Source organism: Paraburkholderia tuberum STM678 (genome assembly GCF_902833905.1).
Classification (GTDB): domain Bacteria; phylum Pseudomonadota; class Gammaproteobacteria; order Burkholderiales; family Burkholderiaceae; genus Paraburkholderia; species Paraburkholderia tuberum.
The window spans coordinates 22729-40376 of record NZ_CADFGP010000059.1; the positions used below are offsets into that span (position 1 = coordinate 22729).

The window sequence follows — 17648 nt, forward strand, 5'->3', positions numbered from 1 at the left end:
ACTTGCAAACCGTATGTTCAAATGCCTAAAGGACAACTTCCCGTGTCGAATCCGATCATCAACGACACCACACTGCGCGACGGCGAACAGACCGCTGGCGTCGCATTCACGGTTGCCGAAAAATGCGCGATTGCCGAGGCGCTCTCAAGCGCCGGCGTACCCGAACTGGAAATCGGTATCCCCGCGATGGGTGCCGAGGAAATCGATTGCATCCAGACCATCGTCGCGCTGAATCTCGACGCCGATCTGATGGTCTGGGGCCGTCTCACCGACGCGGACCTGGCGTCGGTCTTGTGCTGCAATCCCGACATCATTCACCTGTCGATTCCCGTGTCCGATATCCAACTTCAACACAAATTGCGCCAGCCGCGCTCGTGGGTGCTCGCGCAGGTGAATCGCGTGATCAGCGCCGCCGTCAAAAGCGGCCGCAAGGTTTCGCTGGGCGCGGAGGATGCCTCGCGCGCGGACCCCTCGTTCCTTGCCGACGTGGCGCGGCACGCGCAACAGTGCGGTGCGCAACGCATCCGCTTTGCGGACACGCTCGGCGTCCTCGATCCTTTTTCGACCTATGAAGCGATTGCGCGATTGCACGACGCGGTCGATCTGGAAATCGAAATCCACGCGCACAACGACCTCGGGCTCGCGACCGCGAACACCCTTGCCGCACTGCGCGCCGGCGCAACCCACGCCAACACCACTGTCAATGGTCTCGGCGAACGCGCCGGAAATGCCGCGCTGGAGGAGATCGTGATGGGCGTGCGCCATATCATGGGTCGCAACACCGGCGTCGACACGACCGCGCTATTGAGCATCTCGCGGCTTGTCGAACGGGCCTCAGGACGCCCGGTCGCGCTTAACAAAAGCATTGTCGGCGCCAGCGTATTCACGCACGAGTCCGGCATCCACACAGACGGGCTCGCGAAGAATGCATCGACCTACGAAAGCTTCGATCCCGCCGAACTCGGTCGCGAACGCTCGGTCGTGCTCGGCAAGCATTCGGGTTCGCAAAGCGTGCGCCGGGCTTATGACGCGCTCGGCCTGGCCGTCAGTGAAAAGCTGCTCGTGCTGCTGCTGACCCGGATCCGCCACCATGCCGCCCAGCACAAGCAAACGCCCAGCGCCGCCGACCTGTATCGCTTCCTGATCGAGTTGCGCTACACCGTCGGAGAATTGTCATGAGCGGCGCTGTGGTCGGCTTCACGAAGTGCGTCGCGCGACCCGAACAGTCGGGCGCGACGACGCCGTGCGCCACCAGCGCCACCAGCGGCGCCTGCGACAAGTACTTCGCCGAGCCGACGCTCTGTCCATACCTATCCTCATCCGCTTGCAAGGAGTAAACGCGATGGAAAGCTTTGTCCAGCAACTCAAGGCGCTGTCCTCAGCCGAGGACTTCCTGCAGTTCTTCGGCATTGCGTTCGACCAGAAGGTCGTCAACGTGAGTCGACTGCACATCCTCAAGCGCTTTTTTCAGTACATCCAGCAACAGGACGCGCTGCCGGAAGGCGACGAACCCGCCCTGTTCGCGTCATATCACGCGCTGCTGCTGAAGGCTTACGGCGACTTCGTCACCTCCACGCCGGCGCAGGAAAAAGTGTTCAAGGTGTTCCGGGACACAAATGGGCGGCAGCACGTTTCACTCGACAGTCTGCGCGCGTCGCTGCCCGCGCGCACCCTTGCCTGACAGGTGGAGCAAGACCATGCACATCGTTAAGACCATGCACATTGTCGTCTGCATCAAGCAGGTCCCGGACTCGACGCAGATCCGCGTTCATCCGGTCACCAACACGATCATGCGCCAGGGTGTTCCGGCGATCGTCAACCCGTATGACCTGTTTTCACTCGAAGAGGCGCTGCGACTGAAGGACCGCTTCGGCGGCAAGGTCACGTTGCTTTGCATGGGCCCGCCGCAGGCCGAGGAAGCGCTGCGCAAGTGCATCAGCTTCGGCGCGGACGACGCCGTGCTGCTCACCGACCGTGCATTCGCTGGCGCGGATACGCTCGCTACGTCGTACGCGCTGGCAGCGGGTATCCAGCAGATCGCGAAGGAGCAGGCGGTGGACATCGTGTTCACTGGCAAGCAGACGATCGACGGCGACACCGCGCAAGTCGGCCCCGGTATCGCCAAACGCCTCGGGCTGCAACTGCTGACCTACGTGTCGCGCATCGTCGAGACCGCTCTCGATGCGCGCACGATCACCGTCGAGCGCCGCGCCGAGGGCGGCGTGCACGTGCTCAGGACTGCGCTGCCGTGCCTGATCACAATGCTGGAGAACACCAACGAACTGCGCTTTGCGACGCTGCCCGCGATGATTCATGCGGCCGGCTATCCGGTGCACAAATGGAACTGCGAACAGGCCGGCATCGAAGATCTCAGCAAGATCGGCCTGAAGGGCTCGCCGACAGTGGTCAGCAAAGTCTTTGGACCGACGCCGCGCAGCGAGAAAGCGGAGATGCTCGACCTCGACGCATCGAGTCTTTGCGACGTGTCGGTGAACCTGCTGCAAAAGATCTTCGCGCGCCATCCTACCCTGGAAGCTGACCTGCTGATGAAGGAGGGTTCATGAACACACCCGCCGCCCCCGCGAAGAAACCCGCCGGCCGCGCAGGACGCAATCTCGAACTGCCGAAACACCTGAAGGCCTACAAAGGCGTCTGGGTCTTTATCGAGCACGACCGTGGACACGTGCACAGCGTCTCGTGGGAACTGCTCGGTGAAGCGCGCAAATTGGCCGACACGCTCGGCAGCCGAGTGGGCATCGCGGTGCTCGGCGGCGCGAATGAACCGCTCGAACAGTTCGCCGCAGAAGCCTTCACTTACGGCGCGGACGATGCGTACATCGTCCACGACCCGGTCTTGCAAGGCTATCGCAACGAGCCGTTCACGAAAGGGCTGACCGACCTCGTCAACCGGCATCAGCCCGAGATCCTGCTGCTGGGCGCGACGTCGATGGGCCGCGACCTCGCCGGCTCCGTAGCGACGACCCTGCTGACCGGGCTGACCGCCGATTGCACCGAACTCAACATCGATCCCGCGTCGCGGGCGCTGGCGGCGACGCGCCCCACCTTCGGCGGCTCGCTGTTGTGCACGATCATGACGCTCGCGTACCGTCCGCAGATGGCGACGGTGCGCCCGCGCGTGATGCCGATGCCGCTGCGCGACGCCGAACGCACCGGCAACATCGTCCATGGAACGCTGGGGATGATCGAGACGGACATCGTCACGAGGCTGCTCGACTTTATCCCGGATGCGAGCAGCAACCGGATCAACCTGTCCTATGCCGATGTGATCGTGAGCGGCGGCAAGGGGTTGAAGAGCCCGGAAAACTTCCAGCTGGCGTTCGATCTGGCGAACGTGCTCGGCGGCGAAGTGGGTGCGACCCGGCCATGCGTGCAGGCCGGCTGGGTCGAGGGGGAGCGCCAGGTGGGACAGACCGGCAAGACGGTGCGGCCCAAGCTCTACATCGCCGCCGGCATATCCGGCGCGATCCAGCACCGCGTGGGCATGGAAAGCGCAGACGTGATCGTGGCGATCAACACCGACCCGAACGCACCCATCTTCGATTTCGCACACTACGGGATTGTCGGCAATGCACTGCAAGTGTTGCCCGCGCTGAAGCAAGCTTTTGTGGAGCATTTGACCCGGCGCCGCAAGCAGGCTGCCTGAGGAGAATCACGATGAGAAAACCTTCACAGTTCGATGTGATTGTGGTCGGCGCCGGTCCGTCCGGCAACGCTGCCGCTTACACGATGGCCAAGGCAGGTCTGGAAGTGCTGCAGATCGAGCGGGGCGAATATCCGGGCAGCAAAAACGTTCAGGGAGCGATCCTGTACGCGAAGGCGCTCGAAGAGATCATCCCGGACTTCCGCGACGATGCGCCGCTGGAGCGCCACATCATCGAGCAGCGGATGTGGGTGCTCGACGATACGTCGTTTGTCGGTACACATGTGCGCAGCGAGGATTACAACAGGCCGCCCTATAACCGCTACACGATCATCCGCGCGCAGTTCGACAAGTGGTTTTCATCGAAAGTGCGCGAAGCCGGCGCACTGCTGCTCTGCGAGACCACGGTGAAGGAACTGATCATGGACGGCGACCGGGTGGTCGGCGTGCAGTGCGACCGCGAGCACGGCGATGTCTATGCCGACGTGGTGGTGCTCGCCGACGGCGTGAATTCGACGCTCGCGCGCAAGGCGGGCTTTCATGGAGAGATCGGGGCCGGCAACGTTGCGCTCGCCGTCAAGGAGATTCTCTTCATGCCGGAGGAGACGATCCGCCAGCGCTTCAACGTCGGCGAGGACGACGGCGTCGTGATCGAGATGGTCGGCAGGATCACCGACGGCATGATGGGCACTGGCTTCCTCTATACCAACAAGGAATCGCTCACCATAGGCGTGGGCTGCATGCTGAGCGACTTCAAGAAAAACCCCAACCGCACGAGCCCCTACGTGCTCCTCGAAAAGATGAAGCAGCACCCGTCGATCGCACCGCTGATTGCGGGCGGCGAGATGAAGGAGTATTGCGCGCATCTGATTCCCGAAGGCGGTTTTCACGCAATCCCGCAGGTCTACGGCAACGGCTGGATGATCGTTGGCGATTCAGGCGGTTTCGTAAACGCCGCGCACCGAGAAGGATCGAATCTTGCGATGACCACGGGACGCCTCGCCGCCGAAACGGTGATCCACGCGAAAGCCGCGGGCCACGGCTACCGCGCCGGCACGCTCAAGGCCTACAAGGCCGCGCTCGATCAGAGCTTCGTGATGAAAGACCTGCACAAGTATCGCGACATGCCGGCCGTGCTGCACCAGAATCCGCAGTTCTTCACGACCTACCCCGACCTCATGGCACGCGCCGCGCGCACGATGATTACGGTCGACGGTAAGGACAAGAAAAGCAAGGAACGCGAGATTTTTTCGAGCTTCCGCACAGCCCGTTCGCTTTCCGGCATCGTGGGTGACGCCTACAAACTCCTGAGGGCCTTCCGATGAGCACCCTACCCGTCAACGTAGAGGAAAAGCTGTTCCAGAACCGTTATCGCGTCGATGCAGGACGGCCGCACGTCCACATCAAGGATGCCGACGTCTGCCAGAGCGAATGCAGCGCGAAGAGTTGCACCTTCGTCTGCCCGGCCTCGTGCTACAAGGCCGAAGGCAACGGCGCGGTGACGCTGATCACCGACGGCTGCCTCGAATGCGGCAGTTGCCGCATCCTCTGTACCGACCACCAGAATATCGAGTGGGACTACCCGCGCGGTGGTCACGGCATCCTGTTCAAGTTCGGTTGAGGAACATCGTCATTGCCAGACCAGAACGACATGTGTTTGCTTGCACCGAGAACCGGCCGCCGCCGCGCGGCCCATCTGGGACCAATAGCAGCTGCGCATGCCGCCGGGTTGAATGAGAACTGGCAGATGGTACAAGCCGGCGACGCGAACCTCCACGCGCCCGGTCCCGCCCGCTTCTGGCTGTTCACGCTAAAGGCGCTCGCCTTCATCGGCCTGCGGCGCGGCGAACGCGAGACCGCCACACAGTTGATCGCACAACTACGGCAGCTCGATCCGGCGGATCACCTCGGCTTCGGCGTAGTGGAAGCGTTGCTGCAACGGTCCGTCTGAGGAGACACACGATGTCCAAACAGCCCGCCATCGCATCGTTGGCCGACGACAATCTGGCAGCCGGCGGCGTGGCAGCAGTCGACCGTGCGCTGACCCTGCTGGCTGCCTTCGGCAACGGCACGCCCGTTCTGTCATTGAGCGCGCTCGCGGGACGCACGCGCCTGTATAAGAGCACCGTGCTGCGCCTGCTCGCGTCGCTGGAACATGCGCATCTCGTGGTGCGCCGCGCCGATGGCTGCTAACAGCACCGCTTGTGTCGCTGCCCGCATCCGGCGTGAGCTGATGGTCGAGCGCGACAGGGCCGTCGAACCGGCGATGACAGCGCCGCGTTCGCACCAGCTTAGTCGAGATACCGACCGCCCCTGAGGTCGAAAGTGCTGTTCTCGACGCTTACCGAATTAGCACCGACACGGGGGCCGCTTCCGATAGTGATCGTGCCAAGGTCCGCGCCAAATCCAGATTTGACTTCTCCGAGCCATCCGCCTCAGTCGCGATATCGCGGCCCCGACACGCCGCAAGTCCGACAGTACTTGGGGTGCCCTCAAGAAACGGACTTTTACGTACGCTAAGACCTCCTCGTACTCGACAGCGCTCGGGTTAACTGGCGGTGCCTGTCCGGCCTCAGTTTCGAGAATTGCGATATACGCCGCGTACGCATACTTAGTCGCCGTAGCGCATCCACCGGAGTTGTTCCCATCGAGGTGATCGCGTGATGCTGAGTAGCCAGTCGAGCGCAGCACATCCGCGCGCCGTGATTGAGACGTTTAGATACGCGCCATCAATACCGCAAACACCTTGCTCGCAGGCAGGACGTTTCTGGCGTTCGCATTCGATGAATTCGCGGCGTAGCAATTCGGAAAACACTAAAGGCTGGAGGTACATTTCCGCCTGTCGACCGCTTGCGACGCGAAGACCGTCGAGGATATCCGCGTGAGTGGGGACGACAGACTCTACGGCGCGTTGAACGTATGCTTCAGACATGGGGGTCGACCAGGTGGACCGCATTGCCGAGGAAGTCTCCATTGCGGGAGGGGGCGGCACATCACTTACGAATGCATGGGCAGTGGATCGCCGGATGAGCTTCAGAGAATCTTCTGCATGAGAAACCTGTCGCCTACACAACTAATCGCGCGTTCTACCGGGACGATTTTTTTAGCGCTCATCGGGCCTCGATGCTAGGAAAACCGATGCGAGAATAATCACACCACCGGACAGCGTCTGAACACTGGGTATCTCGTGGAGCAGCAGAGCTGCCATGCCGATTCCGTAGACTGGTTCCAGATAGGTAAACATGCTCGCCGTCTGCGCGGTGACGGAGCGCATTCCGGAAATAAAGAGCGTATGGGCCAGCGCTGTGCAAAAGAGGCCCAAGAACAGTATTTCACCGAGTTCAATACCTGTTTCGGGCAGCACCGCATGCACCATGAATGGCAACAGAACGAGAGCCGCAATCGCATTCTGGTACGCGGAAACCTTGATCGGACTATGGTGTTTAACAAGTACGCGACCGACTATCTGCATAATTGCAAACGTTAAGCCGGACGCCAATCCCCACAATGGACCTGCCAGATTGTGAAGATCGATATCTGACCCTGGCAACATGAGACGCAGTCCGATCAGCATCACTGGGACAAGTATGAGGTCACGCTTTCTCATACGCGACCGGTCAACATAAGGGGCGAGCAGCACGACGAAGATCGGGAACGACGAGAAGGACAAAAGACCTATCGTTACCCCGGACAGCTGAATGGCATGGAAGAAACTGTACCAGTGGAAAGCAAGTAGCAGCCCAAGCATAACGAACCAAAGGCGATGGGCGAGTTCGACCCCTAAAGGCAGTTTCCTGATCCATGCAACATAGATCAGTGCGAAGGCGGCGAGGCTTGCGCGCGCCTCGACGAGCGTAAATGGAGACAGAGATGTCGCTCGGCCGATGACTCCGGCGATACCGAATAGGAGCGTGGCAACATGCAACTGCAAGTGCGGTGCGAGCGCACTCGAAGGCGTGACGGTGGAAGCACCAGGTGTAGCTGACATAAGCTTGGAGGTTTCTGGCGTCGTGTGAGCGGACGGGAATAGGCCTGACGATGCAGATCCCTTCGGCAAACGCTGCCGAGACGCTTTGGGCAAATTGAACAATCCCGAGAGCGCGCCGGCAGCATCGGTGCTGATGCCTAGAAGAGGCCCTTGCGAAGTGGGAACCGTTCGTTCATCACGCGCGATCCAATATAAAATTTCCGCATCTTTTCACAATGCTCAATGAGGTCGTGTCGTTGAGTCAGTCGGGCGACTGCGGTTAGATTGTGGTAGATATCACTGACCGGTGAGTCGAAGCGCAACTGGATTTCCGACAGATTGACCAGTATCTGTTCAGCGTCGTCCTTGTCTTTGAAGCGCTCGGACAGGAGTTCCAGATAATCGTGCAAGTCTTCGGGCTCAAGCTTCGTGCGCGCTACCAGTGCGGGTGCGACCGTCTCGTCGTGGATTGATCGGTCCTTGAAAATCAGAGAGTAATGCGGGTTTGGGATATCGGCATACTGAAAATCGAGGCTCAGAATCCGGCGGTTGTCGGTGGTGAGGTTGAGCGCCGCATGAGGAACCGTTGATTCCAGTATCCAGATGTCGCCCTTTCGCATCCGGAAGACCCCGAAATTTTCCTCAGTATGGTATGAATCGAGGCTGGTTTCGAGAGGTATCAGGATGCGGACGTACCGGTCTTTTTCTTCGGAGAGTTCCAGAAAATCAGTGTGCGGGATGACAAGTCCCTTGACGAGATTGCGTACGCGTGCCATTCGCATATGTTCGACATCGAAGCACTCTTCAATGATCCTACTGAGATAGGCGGTCGCAGTTCCGACCTGCGTTCGGATGGCCGGATGGTCATAGTCGGAATACTGGGTGTCGGTCCATTCGCCAGTTCTGTTCCAGAGCGAATGGTTTATCCAGGTTCCTGAACTGAATTCGTCGTACTGTTCCTTGATGATTGGCAGCTCGGACAGCACTTTCAGATCCTTCTTGAGCAACGCGTTGTCGAACTTGATGCGGCCTACGAGGCGGGTTTTGGTCGCCATGTCTACAATCTCCCTTTGTAAAGTTCCAAAACGATGTTTGCGTGATGTACCAACTCCGTGATGCTCTGATCACTCCGTGGAAGGTGTGCCATAGACGTCCTTGGGCCGACCATCCGATTCATTTCTCGTGCGCTGTAATTGCTGAGGCCTTTGGCAAGAGCTCGCTCCTCGGGATCTGTAATCTGGATCACTTGATCGCGGTCGAAATTACCTCGTACATGAAGTACGCCATCCGGTCGAATGCTTCGGCCATGCTGCGCAACCGCGCGCGCGGCTTCAGCATCGAGCACGATCGTGCCGTGCGTAATTGACTGTCCGGCCAACCATTGATTGTGTTTGAGAAGACGCTGCTGGCCGGGGCGTAGTTCTGTACCGACAGCCATGCCGGATCGAATCTGTCCGAGTACCCCCTCCACACGTCCTGACGCTATCGTTGTGATGCCACCCGAAAGGGCGAACATCCTGGCCGCTTTCACTTTGCTTAGCATCCCGCCTCGGCCCCATTTGCTCGCGCTTCCGGCAATGTCAAAAAGGCTGTCGTCCTCAGCGGAAGCCTGCCTTATCAAGTCGGCACCCGGATCCATCCGTGGATCGTGGGAGAACAGGCCTCGCTGGTCCGTCAGAATCACTAGGCGGTCGGCAGCGGTCAGATTGGCAACAAGCGCTGCCAGCATGTCGTTATCACCGAAACAGATCTCTCGAGTGCTAACCGTATCGTTCTCATTGATGACAGGTATGGCGCGCATTTGAGCGAGCTTACGAAGGGTCGCGTGTACATTCATGTATCGCTGACGACTGGCGAAGTCTTCGTGCGTGAGAAGGACTTGGGCTGCACATATGCCGCTACGGCGGAAGCTCGCCCCGTATGCTTCCATGAGGCCCATCTGGCCGACAGCAGCCGCAGCCTGCAGAAATGGAAGGTCGTCTGGCCTCTTGCGCCATCCAAGCCGGCTCATGCCTTCGGCGACTGCGCCGGAGGACACGACAACGATTTCCATGCCGCCGCGCTGCAGTCCGGCTATATCGTCTACCCAACGGGCCAGTGCTTCACGATCAAGCCCTCTGCCGTCGTTGGTAAGCAACGAACTGCCAATCTTCACTACCCATCTGTTCTCGGTTGCCATGTCTCAGTACGCCATCGTTGTCTATGTGGGTTGGCGATATTGGGATCAGGTGCGCTCTGAGAGGCCTGTATTTGGCGTCCCTTTCTCGGGAGCGCCAACAGCTGATTGCTTGGCGGGACTTGCGGGGTGCCTCCTTGACAGGGCTAGCGAAAACACAACCCCGGCGACCAGTCCCCACAGTGCGGAGCCTAAGCCCAAGAAAGACATGCCGGAGACCGTGACCGCGAAAGTAATGACCGATGATTCGCGATGAGATTCATTGGCGAGGGAGGACGAGAGGCTTGAGACGAACGTTCCGAGCAACGCCAGACCTGCCAGGGTGGTTGTGAGACCTTCAGGCAAACGGGCAAAGAGCGCGATGATGGATGCGCCAAACGTGCCGATGCAGAGGTAGCCAATGCCACAAACAACGCCGGAGATGTATCGACGCTGTGGATTTTCATGGCATTCGGAGCTCGCACACATCGCACCTACGATGGCCGCAGGGTTGATGCCTGAGTTTCCAAAAAGGGAGAGAGGAATGGACATTAGTCCGCTTACGCCAACTACCGATCTGGGCGATATATCGTATCCCGCGTTACGGAGAACGTGGATTGAGGTGGCATACTGGGTAAGGGCAAGCAGAAGCAAAGGCAGCCCAAGGCCAATCAGCGCTTCGGGAGAAGCGCTTGGAACCGTGAGTTCGGGCCTTACGATACTCAGGTCAAGTCCTCGCACTGTGAAGTTTGTGCCAGACATCGCCGCGATCACACCAGTCAGCAGCGCAAGCGCAACGGCGTAGCGCGGGATGATGCGCCGACAGACGACATACGCAACAATGACCGGCAGGACAACGGCGGGAGCAGACTGCAGAGACTGGAATATCCCAGCGCAGAATTCGAAGAGCACGCCGGCGATCATGGCGGAGAGCAGATGCGCTGGCAGGTACTGGATCAGTCGACCAAAGAGACCTGACAGGCCGACAACTGCGATGATGATCGCCACAACGAGATAGCAGCCTATAACATCACTGAATGGATAGTGGGCGAGACCGCTGATCAGGAGTGCTACGCCGGGTGTCGACCAAGCGCCGATGACCGGCATTTTGTGCCGTACGCTAAGCCACAGACCTAATGCTCCAGCACCGATCGAAACCGCCCAGATCCAAGTCGATAGCAGACTGTGAGAAAGATGCCCGGCCTGTGCCGCCTGCACAACGATCAGTACCGGACCGCTATAGGTTGCTACAAGTGCGATGAGTCCGGCGATGGCGGCAGACGCGGAGAAATCCGCGCGCATTCTGGAAAACATCGTATATATCTCCGAAGGAGAGATCGGGAGAGTAAGCCGTCGGATTGGGACGTCGAGTCGAGCATTGAGTGCATGCTGGCGGTTAGAATATCTGTCTAACCAATGCGAGGTAAATTGGACTAGTCTTAATTGTCTGAAGTTTTTGACTAGTGACAAGAGACTTGACCATTGTTAACACTCAGTGCTGTCCACCGGCTCATGAGCCTGGACGGCGGTTTTGGAGCTGATCCAGGACGCATTCCCAACGGAAAATGAGCCTGGGCAGCGATAAGCTGGTGCCAGGCCGCCGACGCGGTCCACCTCAAGAGCCTGCACAGAGGCATCTGTAGTGCGATGACCCTGTGGCACGTGAGCAGGTAGTGGCGGAGTCTCGGGGACAATTGGGCGCAAGGGCCCGATGGGGTGAGTCAGGGTTGGGCATACCCTAACCTGATGTCAGGCAAGACCGTCAGAGTCGTCAGGATAGGGCCTTCCCGTCAATTGTTTGCGGGAGTTGCCGAAGTCATAGATTTCAGGCTGACACCTTTGTCGGAAATTCCCCATGAACGGTCAGCGTGTCGGATACGTGCGGGTCAGTTCGTTCGAGCAGAACGCCGAGCGCCAGCTCGACGGAATCGAGCTCGATCGCACCTTTACCGACAGGGCGTCGGGGAAAGACACGAAGCGGCCGCAGCTCGACGCGATGATGACGTTCGTGCGCAGCGGCGACACGGTAGTCGCGCATACTATGGACCGGCTCGCGCGGAATCTGGACGACCTGCGCCATGTCGTGCAGGCGCTGACCCAACGCGGCGTGCGCATCGAGTTCTCCAAGGACTGCTTGACGTTCACGGGCGAGGACTCGCCGATGGCGAATCTGATGTTGTCGGTAATGGGGGCCTTTGCGGAATTCGAGCGTGCGCTGATTCGCGAACGTCAGCGTGAGGGCATCGCCCTGGCGCAGCAACGCGGCGCCTATCGCGGTCGTAAGCCGGCCTTGTCCGACGCGCAGGTTGCCGACCTTCGCCGTCGCGTGGACGCTGGCGAACGTAAAGCCCAGATCGCTCGTGAATTTGGCGTTAGCCGCGAAACGCTGTATCAGTATCTTCGCTCGGCGCGGTGAATCGTGCCCCGCCGCGAACTCCTTACGCCTGCGCAGCGATTCCAGCTGTTTGCTTTTCCAGAAGATGAAAGCGAACTGATTCGCCCGGCCACGTTGTCGGCGGAGGACTTCGCGTTCGTGCGCCAGCATCGAGGCGGCCACAACCGGCTCGGCATCGCAGTGCTGATGGTCTACCTGCGCTTTCCGGGTCGAGTACTGGGGCCGGCCGAGAAGCCACACGTGCCGATCATCGGTATCGTCGCTGCACAACTGGGCGTCACGCCGGCGGTGTGGGACGTATACGCGACGCGCGACGAAACGCGTCGGGAACATCTGCAGGAACTCCTGGCCAGGTTGGGCCTGGCGCAATTCAGCCGACTGCACTATCGTGCGCTGGTCGAGTTGCTGTTGCCGGTCGCGATGCAGACCACGCAGGGCATGGTGCTCGCGCAGGCCGCCGTGGAAGAACTTCGACGCCGGCATGTGCTGTTGCCGCCGGTAGCTGCGCTCGAAAAACGGTGTGCCGCCGTCGCCACCCGCGCGCAGCGCGAAGTGTTCCGGCTGCTGACCGCGCCGTTGACGGACGAACAGCGCAATTCGCTCGATCAGCGCCTGTCGTTGCTGACTGATCGTCCCGTGAGCAAGCTGGCATGGCTAAGGCAATCGCCTGGCGAGCCCAGCGCAAAGGCCGTGCTGGCTCATATCGAGCGATTGCAAGAGATCCGGGCGCTGGGCCTGCCGCCGGACATTGGCCGCGATATCCATCAGAACCGGCTACTGCGGCTGGCACGTGAAGGCGAACAAACTGCGGTCTACCAGATTGAGGAATATGAAACTGATCGGCGCCACGCTACCCTGGTCGCGATTCTGCTCGACACCGCCGCGACGCTGACCGATGAGATTCTCAACCTGCATGATCGCCTGATCGGATCGTTCTTCACGAAGGCCAAGCACAAGTATGAAAAGCGCTTCGCTGCCGAGGGTAAAGCCGTCAATGACAAGGTGCGTCTCTATGCGAAAGTCGGCGGCGCACTGATCGCCGCAAAAGAAACCGGGGACGATCCGTTCCGGGCGATCGAGGCTATTGTGCCGTGGGAGACTTTTACCGCAAGCGTGCACGAAGCCGAACAGCTCGCGCGTGACGCGGAATTCGATTCGACGGCACTGCTCGTTGACCACTACACGCAGTTGCAGCGCTATTCCCCGAACTTTCATCGACACCTTCGATTTCCGGGCGGCGGCCGCCCGCCAGGATCTGATGGATGAGATCGGAACGCTGCGCACAATGAATCGTGCCGATGCGCGCAAGGTGCCAGCCGACGCACCGAAAGGCTTCGTCAAGCCGCGTCAAGGAAGGAGGTATCGATCGGAAGTTCTACGAGCTGGCCGCCATGAGCGAATTGAAGAACGCGCTACGCTCGGGTGACGTATCGGTAATCGGCAGCCGTCAGTTCAAGGACTTCGATGAGTATCTGATGCCGCGCGCCACATTTGACACACACCATCGCGAGAATCGACTTGGGCTGGCTGTTGAAACGTCGGCGACGAGCTATCTCGACGAGCGATTCGAGCGTCTACGCGAAGCCCTCGACGAAACAGCCCGGCTTGCGGCAGCGGGCGAGTTGCCGGACGTCGAGCTGAACGACAAGGGGCTCAAAATCACACCGCTGGATGACGCGACACCAGCAGAGGCCGACGTGCCCACACAGCAGGTATATGACCTGATTATATGACCTGATGCCACGCGTGAAGATCACGGATCTGCTGCTTGAGGTCGATCAGTGGACCGACTTTACGCGGCACTTCACGCACCTGAAAAGCGAAGCTGAGCCGCCTGACCGGACGCTGTTGCTGACTGCCATCCTCGCCGACGCATTCAACCTCGGGCTCGAGAAAATGGCGGACGCCTGTCCGGGCACCAGCGCTGCCAAGCTGTCGTGGCTGGTCGCCTGGTATATCCGCGACGAGACCTACCAGAAGGGACTGGCGGAGCTGATCAACTTTCAGCATGGCCTGCCCTTTGCCGCGTACTGGGGCGAGGGCACCACCTCTTCATCGGATGGTCAGCGCTTCCGTGCCGGCGGCCATGGCCAGGCCGGCGGATATCGCAACGCGAAATACGGCAATGAACCCGGCGTGCTGTTCTATACGCACATCTCCGATCAGTACGCGCCGTTTCAGACCAAGGTCATCAATTCGCCGGTGCGGGACGCCACGCATGTGCTTGATGGCTTGCTGTATCACGAGTCCGAGTTACGCATCGAGGAACACTACACGGACACAGTTGGCTTCACCGACCACGTGTTCGCGCTGTGTCACTTCCTCGGATTCGAGTTCGCGCCGCGCATCGCCGATCTTGCCGACAAGAATCTGTATGTGCCCGGCAAGCCGGGCGACTGGCCGGCGCTGTCGTCGCTGATCGGAGGATCGATCAGCCGGAAATTGATCGAACGGGAGTTCGACGACGTGGTGCGCCTGTCTGCGTCGATCCGGCAAGGTACGGTGACGGCCTCGCTGATCCTGCGCAAGCTGAGCGCGTACCCGCGGCAGAACGGTCTTGCGGTCGGCCTGCGCGAGCTCGGCCGCATCGAACGCACACTGTTCACCTTGAAGTGGCTGCAGGACCCGGCTTTGCGCCGGCGCGTGTCCGCCGGGCTGAATAAGGGCGAAGCGCGTAATTCACTGGCCCGCGCCGTATTCTTCTACCGGCTGGGTGAGATACGGGACCGTTCGTATGAGAACCAGCGCTACCGGGCCGGCGGCCTGAATCTGGTGGTGGCTGCGATCACGCTGTGGAACACGGTGTATCTGGAACGTTCAATCGCCGGCTTGCGGGAGCAGCGCGAGGTCGACGAGAGTCTGATCCCCCACGTCGCGCCGCTCGGCTGGAATCACATCAACCTAACCGGCGACTACGTATGGCATGCCAACAAACGCGTTGCCAAGGGGCGATTCAGGCCGCTGCGCACCGCAAAATCGGCTAGGGCAAAGTCTTAGCGTACGAAAAAATCCGTTTCTCGAGGGCACCCCTACTTTCAGAGACGCTTGATCTCGACACCGTATTTCCTCAGCGCGTAGCCAATCTGGCGCGGCGTCAGTCCAAGCAGCCGCGCCGCTTTTGCCTGCACCCAGCCGGACCTTTCCATGGCGGCGATGAGACGCTCGCGGTTGGTCATCTTCGCATCACTTCCGAGGACTGCGCCGCCAGCCGCCAACGGAGCCCGCTCGCTGCCGACAGGCTGGACCGCAGCAACTGCGCCCGACGTAGCAGCCTCAGCCCGCGGCGTAGCCGGCTTCACGGGCACTGGTACGATTCGCCCGGGCTGCAGCGCAATTTCGTCCGATCGGCTCTTCCACAGCATCGCGGACAGGCACTGGCCGTGGCAGCAGGCAAAGTCGTTTCTCACGATCGCTGGTCCCGGCGCCAAGGTCGCGCTCCGCTGCACGCAATTCTCGAGCTCGCGGACATTGCCGGGAAAACCGCAGTTCATCAATACTTCAATCGCGCTCGCATCGAAGGTCAGCGTACGGCCGTTCTCGCTGTTGAAATTCTCGAGAAACTCAACGGCGAGGAGCGGAATATCACTGCGCCTTTCACGCAACGGCGGCAACAGCAAGGGAACCACGCAGAGGCGATAATAAAGGTCGGCGCGGAACTCGTTCCTTGCCACCGCCTCTTCCAGGTTTTTATTCGTGGCGGCAATCACGCGAACATCGACCTTAATGGTCTGGTTGCTGCCGACGCGCTCGAATTCTTGCTCCTGCAGGACGCGCAGCAGCTTTGCCTGGAACGAGGCCGAGATCTCGCCGATCTCGTCCAGAAACAGCGTCCCCTTGTCGGCGAGCTCGAAGCGCCCCTTGCGCGAATTGAAAGCGCTGGTAAAGGCACCCTTCTCATGACCGAACAATTCGGATTCCAGCACCGTCTCATGGAGCGCCGCGCAATTGAGCTTGATGAAAGGCCGCTTGGCGCGCGGCGACAGCTCGTGAACGGCCTTGGCGACCAGCTCCTTCCCGGTACCGGATTCGCCGCGCAACAGAACCGTGCTGTTCGATTCGGCTACCACCGCGATCTTCGCGAGCAGCCCGCGCAGCGCCGGGCTGTCGCCAATGATCCCCTCGATCTGAAACTTCTTACGCTCACCTGCAGGGTGCTTGAGCTCGGACAATGGCTTTTGCAGCCCGTCCTTTCCCGCCATCAGTCGCTCGCGGTCGCTCTTGAAAAAGCGATGCAGCTTCACCGTCTGCCCCACCAGGTTGGCGACCATGGTAAGCAGCCGCACGTCGTAATCGAGCCGGAAGTTCGACCCATAGTCCAGGATGCGGTCGATGGTCAGCGTGCCTACGACTTTCGCGTCGATGCGAATAGGGACGCCAATGAACGATACTCGCATGTTGTCGGAGGCACCGAGCACGCCCATGTCGGCGGCACTGAAGCCCGAATGCACCGCTACGTTCTCGGCGACGAGCGGCCTGTCCGTCGCCATGATCTGGTCAATTGCCTTCTGCGGCAGGCGCGTCCGGTAGTGCTCATCGCTGCCTTCGCTCCAGTCCGCGCCAACGGTAATGTCCGGTACGCCATCATCGTCGAAGAGAGAGACGATACCGAGCCGCATCTGAACAAACGATTGCAGGCGATCGATGACGTTGGCCAACGCGACTTCGAGCCGGTAGGGGGCGGTGAGTACCTTCGATATTTCGAAGATGCCGGTAAGCACGCTCTCGTGCCACTGCACAATAGGGACCGCGTGGTCCGTCTCGGACTTTGAGCCAGGCCTTTCGCGCACGGAAGCGATATGCAGCATGACGACGTCCCCGTTGTGGGGACCGTGCTCCCCGTCACCTTGTTCGGATTTGCGGGCATTGTGTTGCATATCATCCTCGATCTAGCGCCCAATTTCACGGGCTGACCTCAAAAGATAATGCTTTTTCATGGAAGGACGGTGAAACTGTAGTGCCTTGATGTACTTATTTTCTGCTTTTGCGATTTCGCTGCGTGGATTCCGTTAGGAACGCGAGTTCCATTGATGTCGCTCAAATCAACTGCGATTTGTCTACTCCAGGTGCAGCCGATTACAGGTGTCGTCCATCATTGATTGCTGCCTCGGTGCCCGTGAGATAACTCGCCGCATCCGAGCATCGGACGAAGATGATCCATCTTTGCGACCGCTTCGGGCGTGCCCGCCCGGCGCAGCGGGATATTTGGCACAGGAAGCGCTTCCGTGTCGGGCGACAAAATGTCCGTCTTGAACTGGCCGAGGACGTATGGAAACTGTTTTCAGATCGTTAGATGCGAGTCTATCGGTCCGATTAATCTGGTTTGGTAAGTCATGGCTGCGTTTAGCGTAACGTTTCAAGAGATCGGGTAGGAGGCGGGGTTGCCCCCGCCGTCCTCCCACAACACCGGACGTACGGATCACGTATCCGGCGTTTCCTGACGACTGGATTGCTCCAGCGAGCTTCGTTTCGT

13 protein-coding genes and 3 pseudogenes are annotated in these 17648 nt (G+C 59.9%); 11 read left to right on the forward strand and 5 right to left on the reverse strand.

The window, feature by feature from the left end; translation table 11 throughout:
* Window positions 1–42 precede the first annotated feature (42 nt).
* The 9 genes and pseudogenes from nifV to HWY30_RS33535 all read left to right on the forward strand — a co-directional run.
* A complete protein-coding gene (gene nifV / locus HWY30_RS33495) occupies window positions 43–1179 on the forward strand; it encodes a homocitrate synthase (protein WP_090811338.1) in 1137 nt (378 codons plus the stop codon).
* Window positions 1176–1337 (forward strand): hypothetical protein, encoded by a 162-nt coding sequence (locus HWY30_RS33500; RefSeq protein ID WP_167368800.1) that lies wholly within the window; start codon window positions 1176–1178, stop codon window positions 1335–1337. The genes nifV and HWY30_RS33500 overlap by 4 nt, the downstream gene beginning before the upstream one ends.
* 5 nt (window positions 1338–1342) lie before the next feature.
* A complete protein-coding gene (gene nifW / locus HWY30_RS33505; RefSeq protein WP_090811340.1) occupies window positions 1343–1681 on the forward strand; it encodes a nitrogenase stabilizing/protective protein NifW in 339 nt (112 codons plus the stop codon).
* A gap of 34 nt (window positions 1682–1715) precedes the next feature.
* Complete coding sequence (locus tag HWY30_RS33510; RefSeq protein WP_090811342.1) at window positions 1716–2564, forward strand: electron transfer flavoprotein subunit beta/FixA family protein; 849 nt, start codon at window positions 1716–1718, stop codon at window positions 2562–2564.
* Window positions 2561–3664 (forward strand): electron transfer flavoprotein subunit alpha/FixB family protein, encoded by a 1104-nt coding sequence (locus HWY30_RS33515; RefSeq protein WP_090811344.1) that lies wholly within the window; start codon window positions 2561–2563, stop codon window positions 3662–3664. The genes HWY30_RS33510 and HWY30_RS33515 overlap by 4 nt, the downstream gene beginning before the upstream one ends.
* 11 nt (window positions 3665–3675) lie before the next feature.
* Entirely contained in the window at window positions 3676–4986 is a 1311-nt protein-coding gene (locus tag HWY30_RS33520; protein WP_090811346.1) for an FAD-dependent oxidoreductase, read from the forward strand.
* Window positions 4983–5282 carry a ferredoxin family protein gene (locus HWY30_RS33525; RefSeq protein ID WP_018423212.1) on the forward strand — a complete coding sequence of 100 codons (300 nt, stop codon included), beginning with the start codon at window positions 4983–4985 and terminating at the stop codon, window positions 5280–5282. The genes HWY30_RS33520 and HWY30_RS33525 overlap by 4 nt, the downstream gene beginning before the upstream one ends.
* A gap of 87 nt (window positions 5283–5369) precedes the next feature.
* Window positions 5370–5612: pseudogene (locus HWY30_RS33530) on the forward strand (hypothetical protein); the annotation flags it as partial.
* 11 nt (window positions 5613–5623) lie between these two features.
* Window positions 5624–5848: pseudogene (locus HWY30_RS33535) on the forward strand (helix-turn-helix domain-containing protein); the annotation flags it as partial.
* A gap of 916 nt (window positions 5849–6764) precedes the next feature.
* On the opposite strand, the gene HWY30_RS33540 reads toward HWY30_RS33535, so the two are convergent.
* The 4 genes from HWY30_RS33540 to HWY30_RS33555 all read right to left on the reverse strand — a co-directional run bounded on the left by HWY30_RS33540 (window position 6765) and on the right by HWY30_RS33555 (window position 11097).
* A complete protein-coding gene (locus tag HWY30_RS33540; protein WP_090811350.1) occupies window positions 6765–7649 on the reverse strand; it encodes a DMT family transporter in 885 nt (294 codons plus the stop codon).
* A 137-nt stretch (window positions 7650–7786) separates the two neighbouring features.
* Window positions 7787–8683, reverse strand: a complete 897-nt coding sequence (locus tag HWY30_RS33545) for an aspartyl/asparaginyl beta-hydroxylase domain-containing protein (protein ID WP_090811352.1) — start codon at window positions 8681–8683, stop codon at window positions 7787–7789.
* A 2-nt stretch (window positions 8684–8685) separates the two neighbouring features.
* Window positions 8686–9807, reverse strand: coding sequence for a glutamate 5-kinase (proB, locus tag HWY30_RS33550; protein WP_090811354.1), 1122 nt, complete (start codon window positions 9805–9807; stop codon window positions 8686–8688).
* A 45-nt stretch (window positions 9808–9852) separates the two neighbouring features.
* The gene (locus HWY30_RS33555; RefSeq protein WP_090811355.1) at window positions 9853–11097 is read right to left on the reverse strand and encodes a benzoate/H(+) symporter BenE family transporter; all 1245 of its coding nucleotides are present in this window, start codon (window positions 11095–11097) and stop codon (window positions 9853–9855) included.
* A 541-nt stretch (window positions 11098–11638) separates the two neighbouring features.
* Here HWY30_RS33555 and HWY30_RS33560 point away from each other — a divergent pair.
* A complete protein-coding gene (locus HWY30_RS33560) occupies window positions 11639–12199 on the forward strand; it encodes a recombinase family protein (RefSeq protein WP_090811357.1) in 561 nt (186 codons plus the stop codon).
* 3 nt (window positions 12200–12202) lie between these two features.
* Window positions 12203–15175, forward strand: a pseudogene (locus tag HWY30_RS33565) (Tn3 family transposase).
* Between the two features lie 38 nt (window positions 15176–15213).
* Here HWY30_RS33565 and nifA read toward each other — a convergent pair.
* A complete protein-coding gene (nifA, locus tag HWY30_RS33570; protein WP_090811359.1) occupies window positions 15214–17052 on the reverse strand; it encodes a nif-specific transcriptional activator NifA in 1839 nt (612 codons plus the stop codon).
* Window positions 17053–17648 lie beyond the last annotated feature (596 nt).

Bases quoted from the DNA above. Each gene is read 5' to 3' on its own strand.
- HWY30_RS33555 (WP_090811355.1), bottom strand. From the start codon at position 11,097: ATGTTTTCCAGAATGCGCGCGGATTTCTCCGCGTCTGCCGCCATCGCC.
- HWY30_RS33510 (WP_090811342.1), top strand. From the start codon at position 1,716: ATGCACATTGTCGTCTGCATCAAGCAGGTCCCGGACTCGACGCAGATC.
- HWY30_RS33520 (WP_090811346.1), top strand. From the start codon at position 3,676: ATGAGAAAACCTTCACAGTTCGATGTGATTGTGGTCGGCGCCGGTCCG.
- HWY30_RS33545 (WP_090811352.1), bottom strand. From the start codon at position 8,683: ATGGCGACCAAAACCCGCCTCGTAGGCCGCATCAAGTTCGACAACGCG.
- HWY30_RS33515 (WP_090811344.1), top strand. From the start codon at position 2,561: ATGAACACACCCGCCGCCCCCGCGAAGAAACCCGCCGGCCGCGCAGGA.
- HWY30_RS33500 (WP_167368800.1), top strand. From the start codon at position 1,176: ATGAGCGGCGCTGTGGTCGGCTTCACGAAGTGCGTCGCGCGACCCGAA.
- proB (WP_090811354.1), bottom strand. From the start codon at position 9,807: ATGGCAACCGAGAACAGATGGGTAGTGAAGATTGGCAGTTCGTTGCTT.
- HWY30_RS33560 (WP_090811357.1), top strand. From the start codon at position 11,639: ATGAACGGTCAGCGTGTCGGATACGTGCGGGTCAGTTCGTTCGAGCAG.
- HWY30_RS33525 (WP_018423212.1), top strand. From the start codon at position 4,983: ATGAGCACCCTACCCGTCAACGTAGAGGAAAAGCTGTTCCAGAACCGT.
- nifW (WP_090811340.1), top strand. From the start codon at position 1,343: ATGGAAAGCTTTGTCCAGCAACTCAAGGCGCTGTCCTCAGCCGAGGAC.
- nifA (WP_090811359.1), bottom strand. From the start codon at position 17,052: ATGCAACACAATGCCCGCAAATCCGAACAAGGTGACGGGGAGCACGGT.
- HWY30_RS33540 (WP_090811350.1), bottom strand. From the start codon at position 7,649: ATGTCAGCTACACCTGGTGCTTCCACCGTCACGCCTTCGAGTGCGCTC.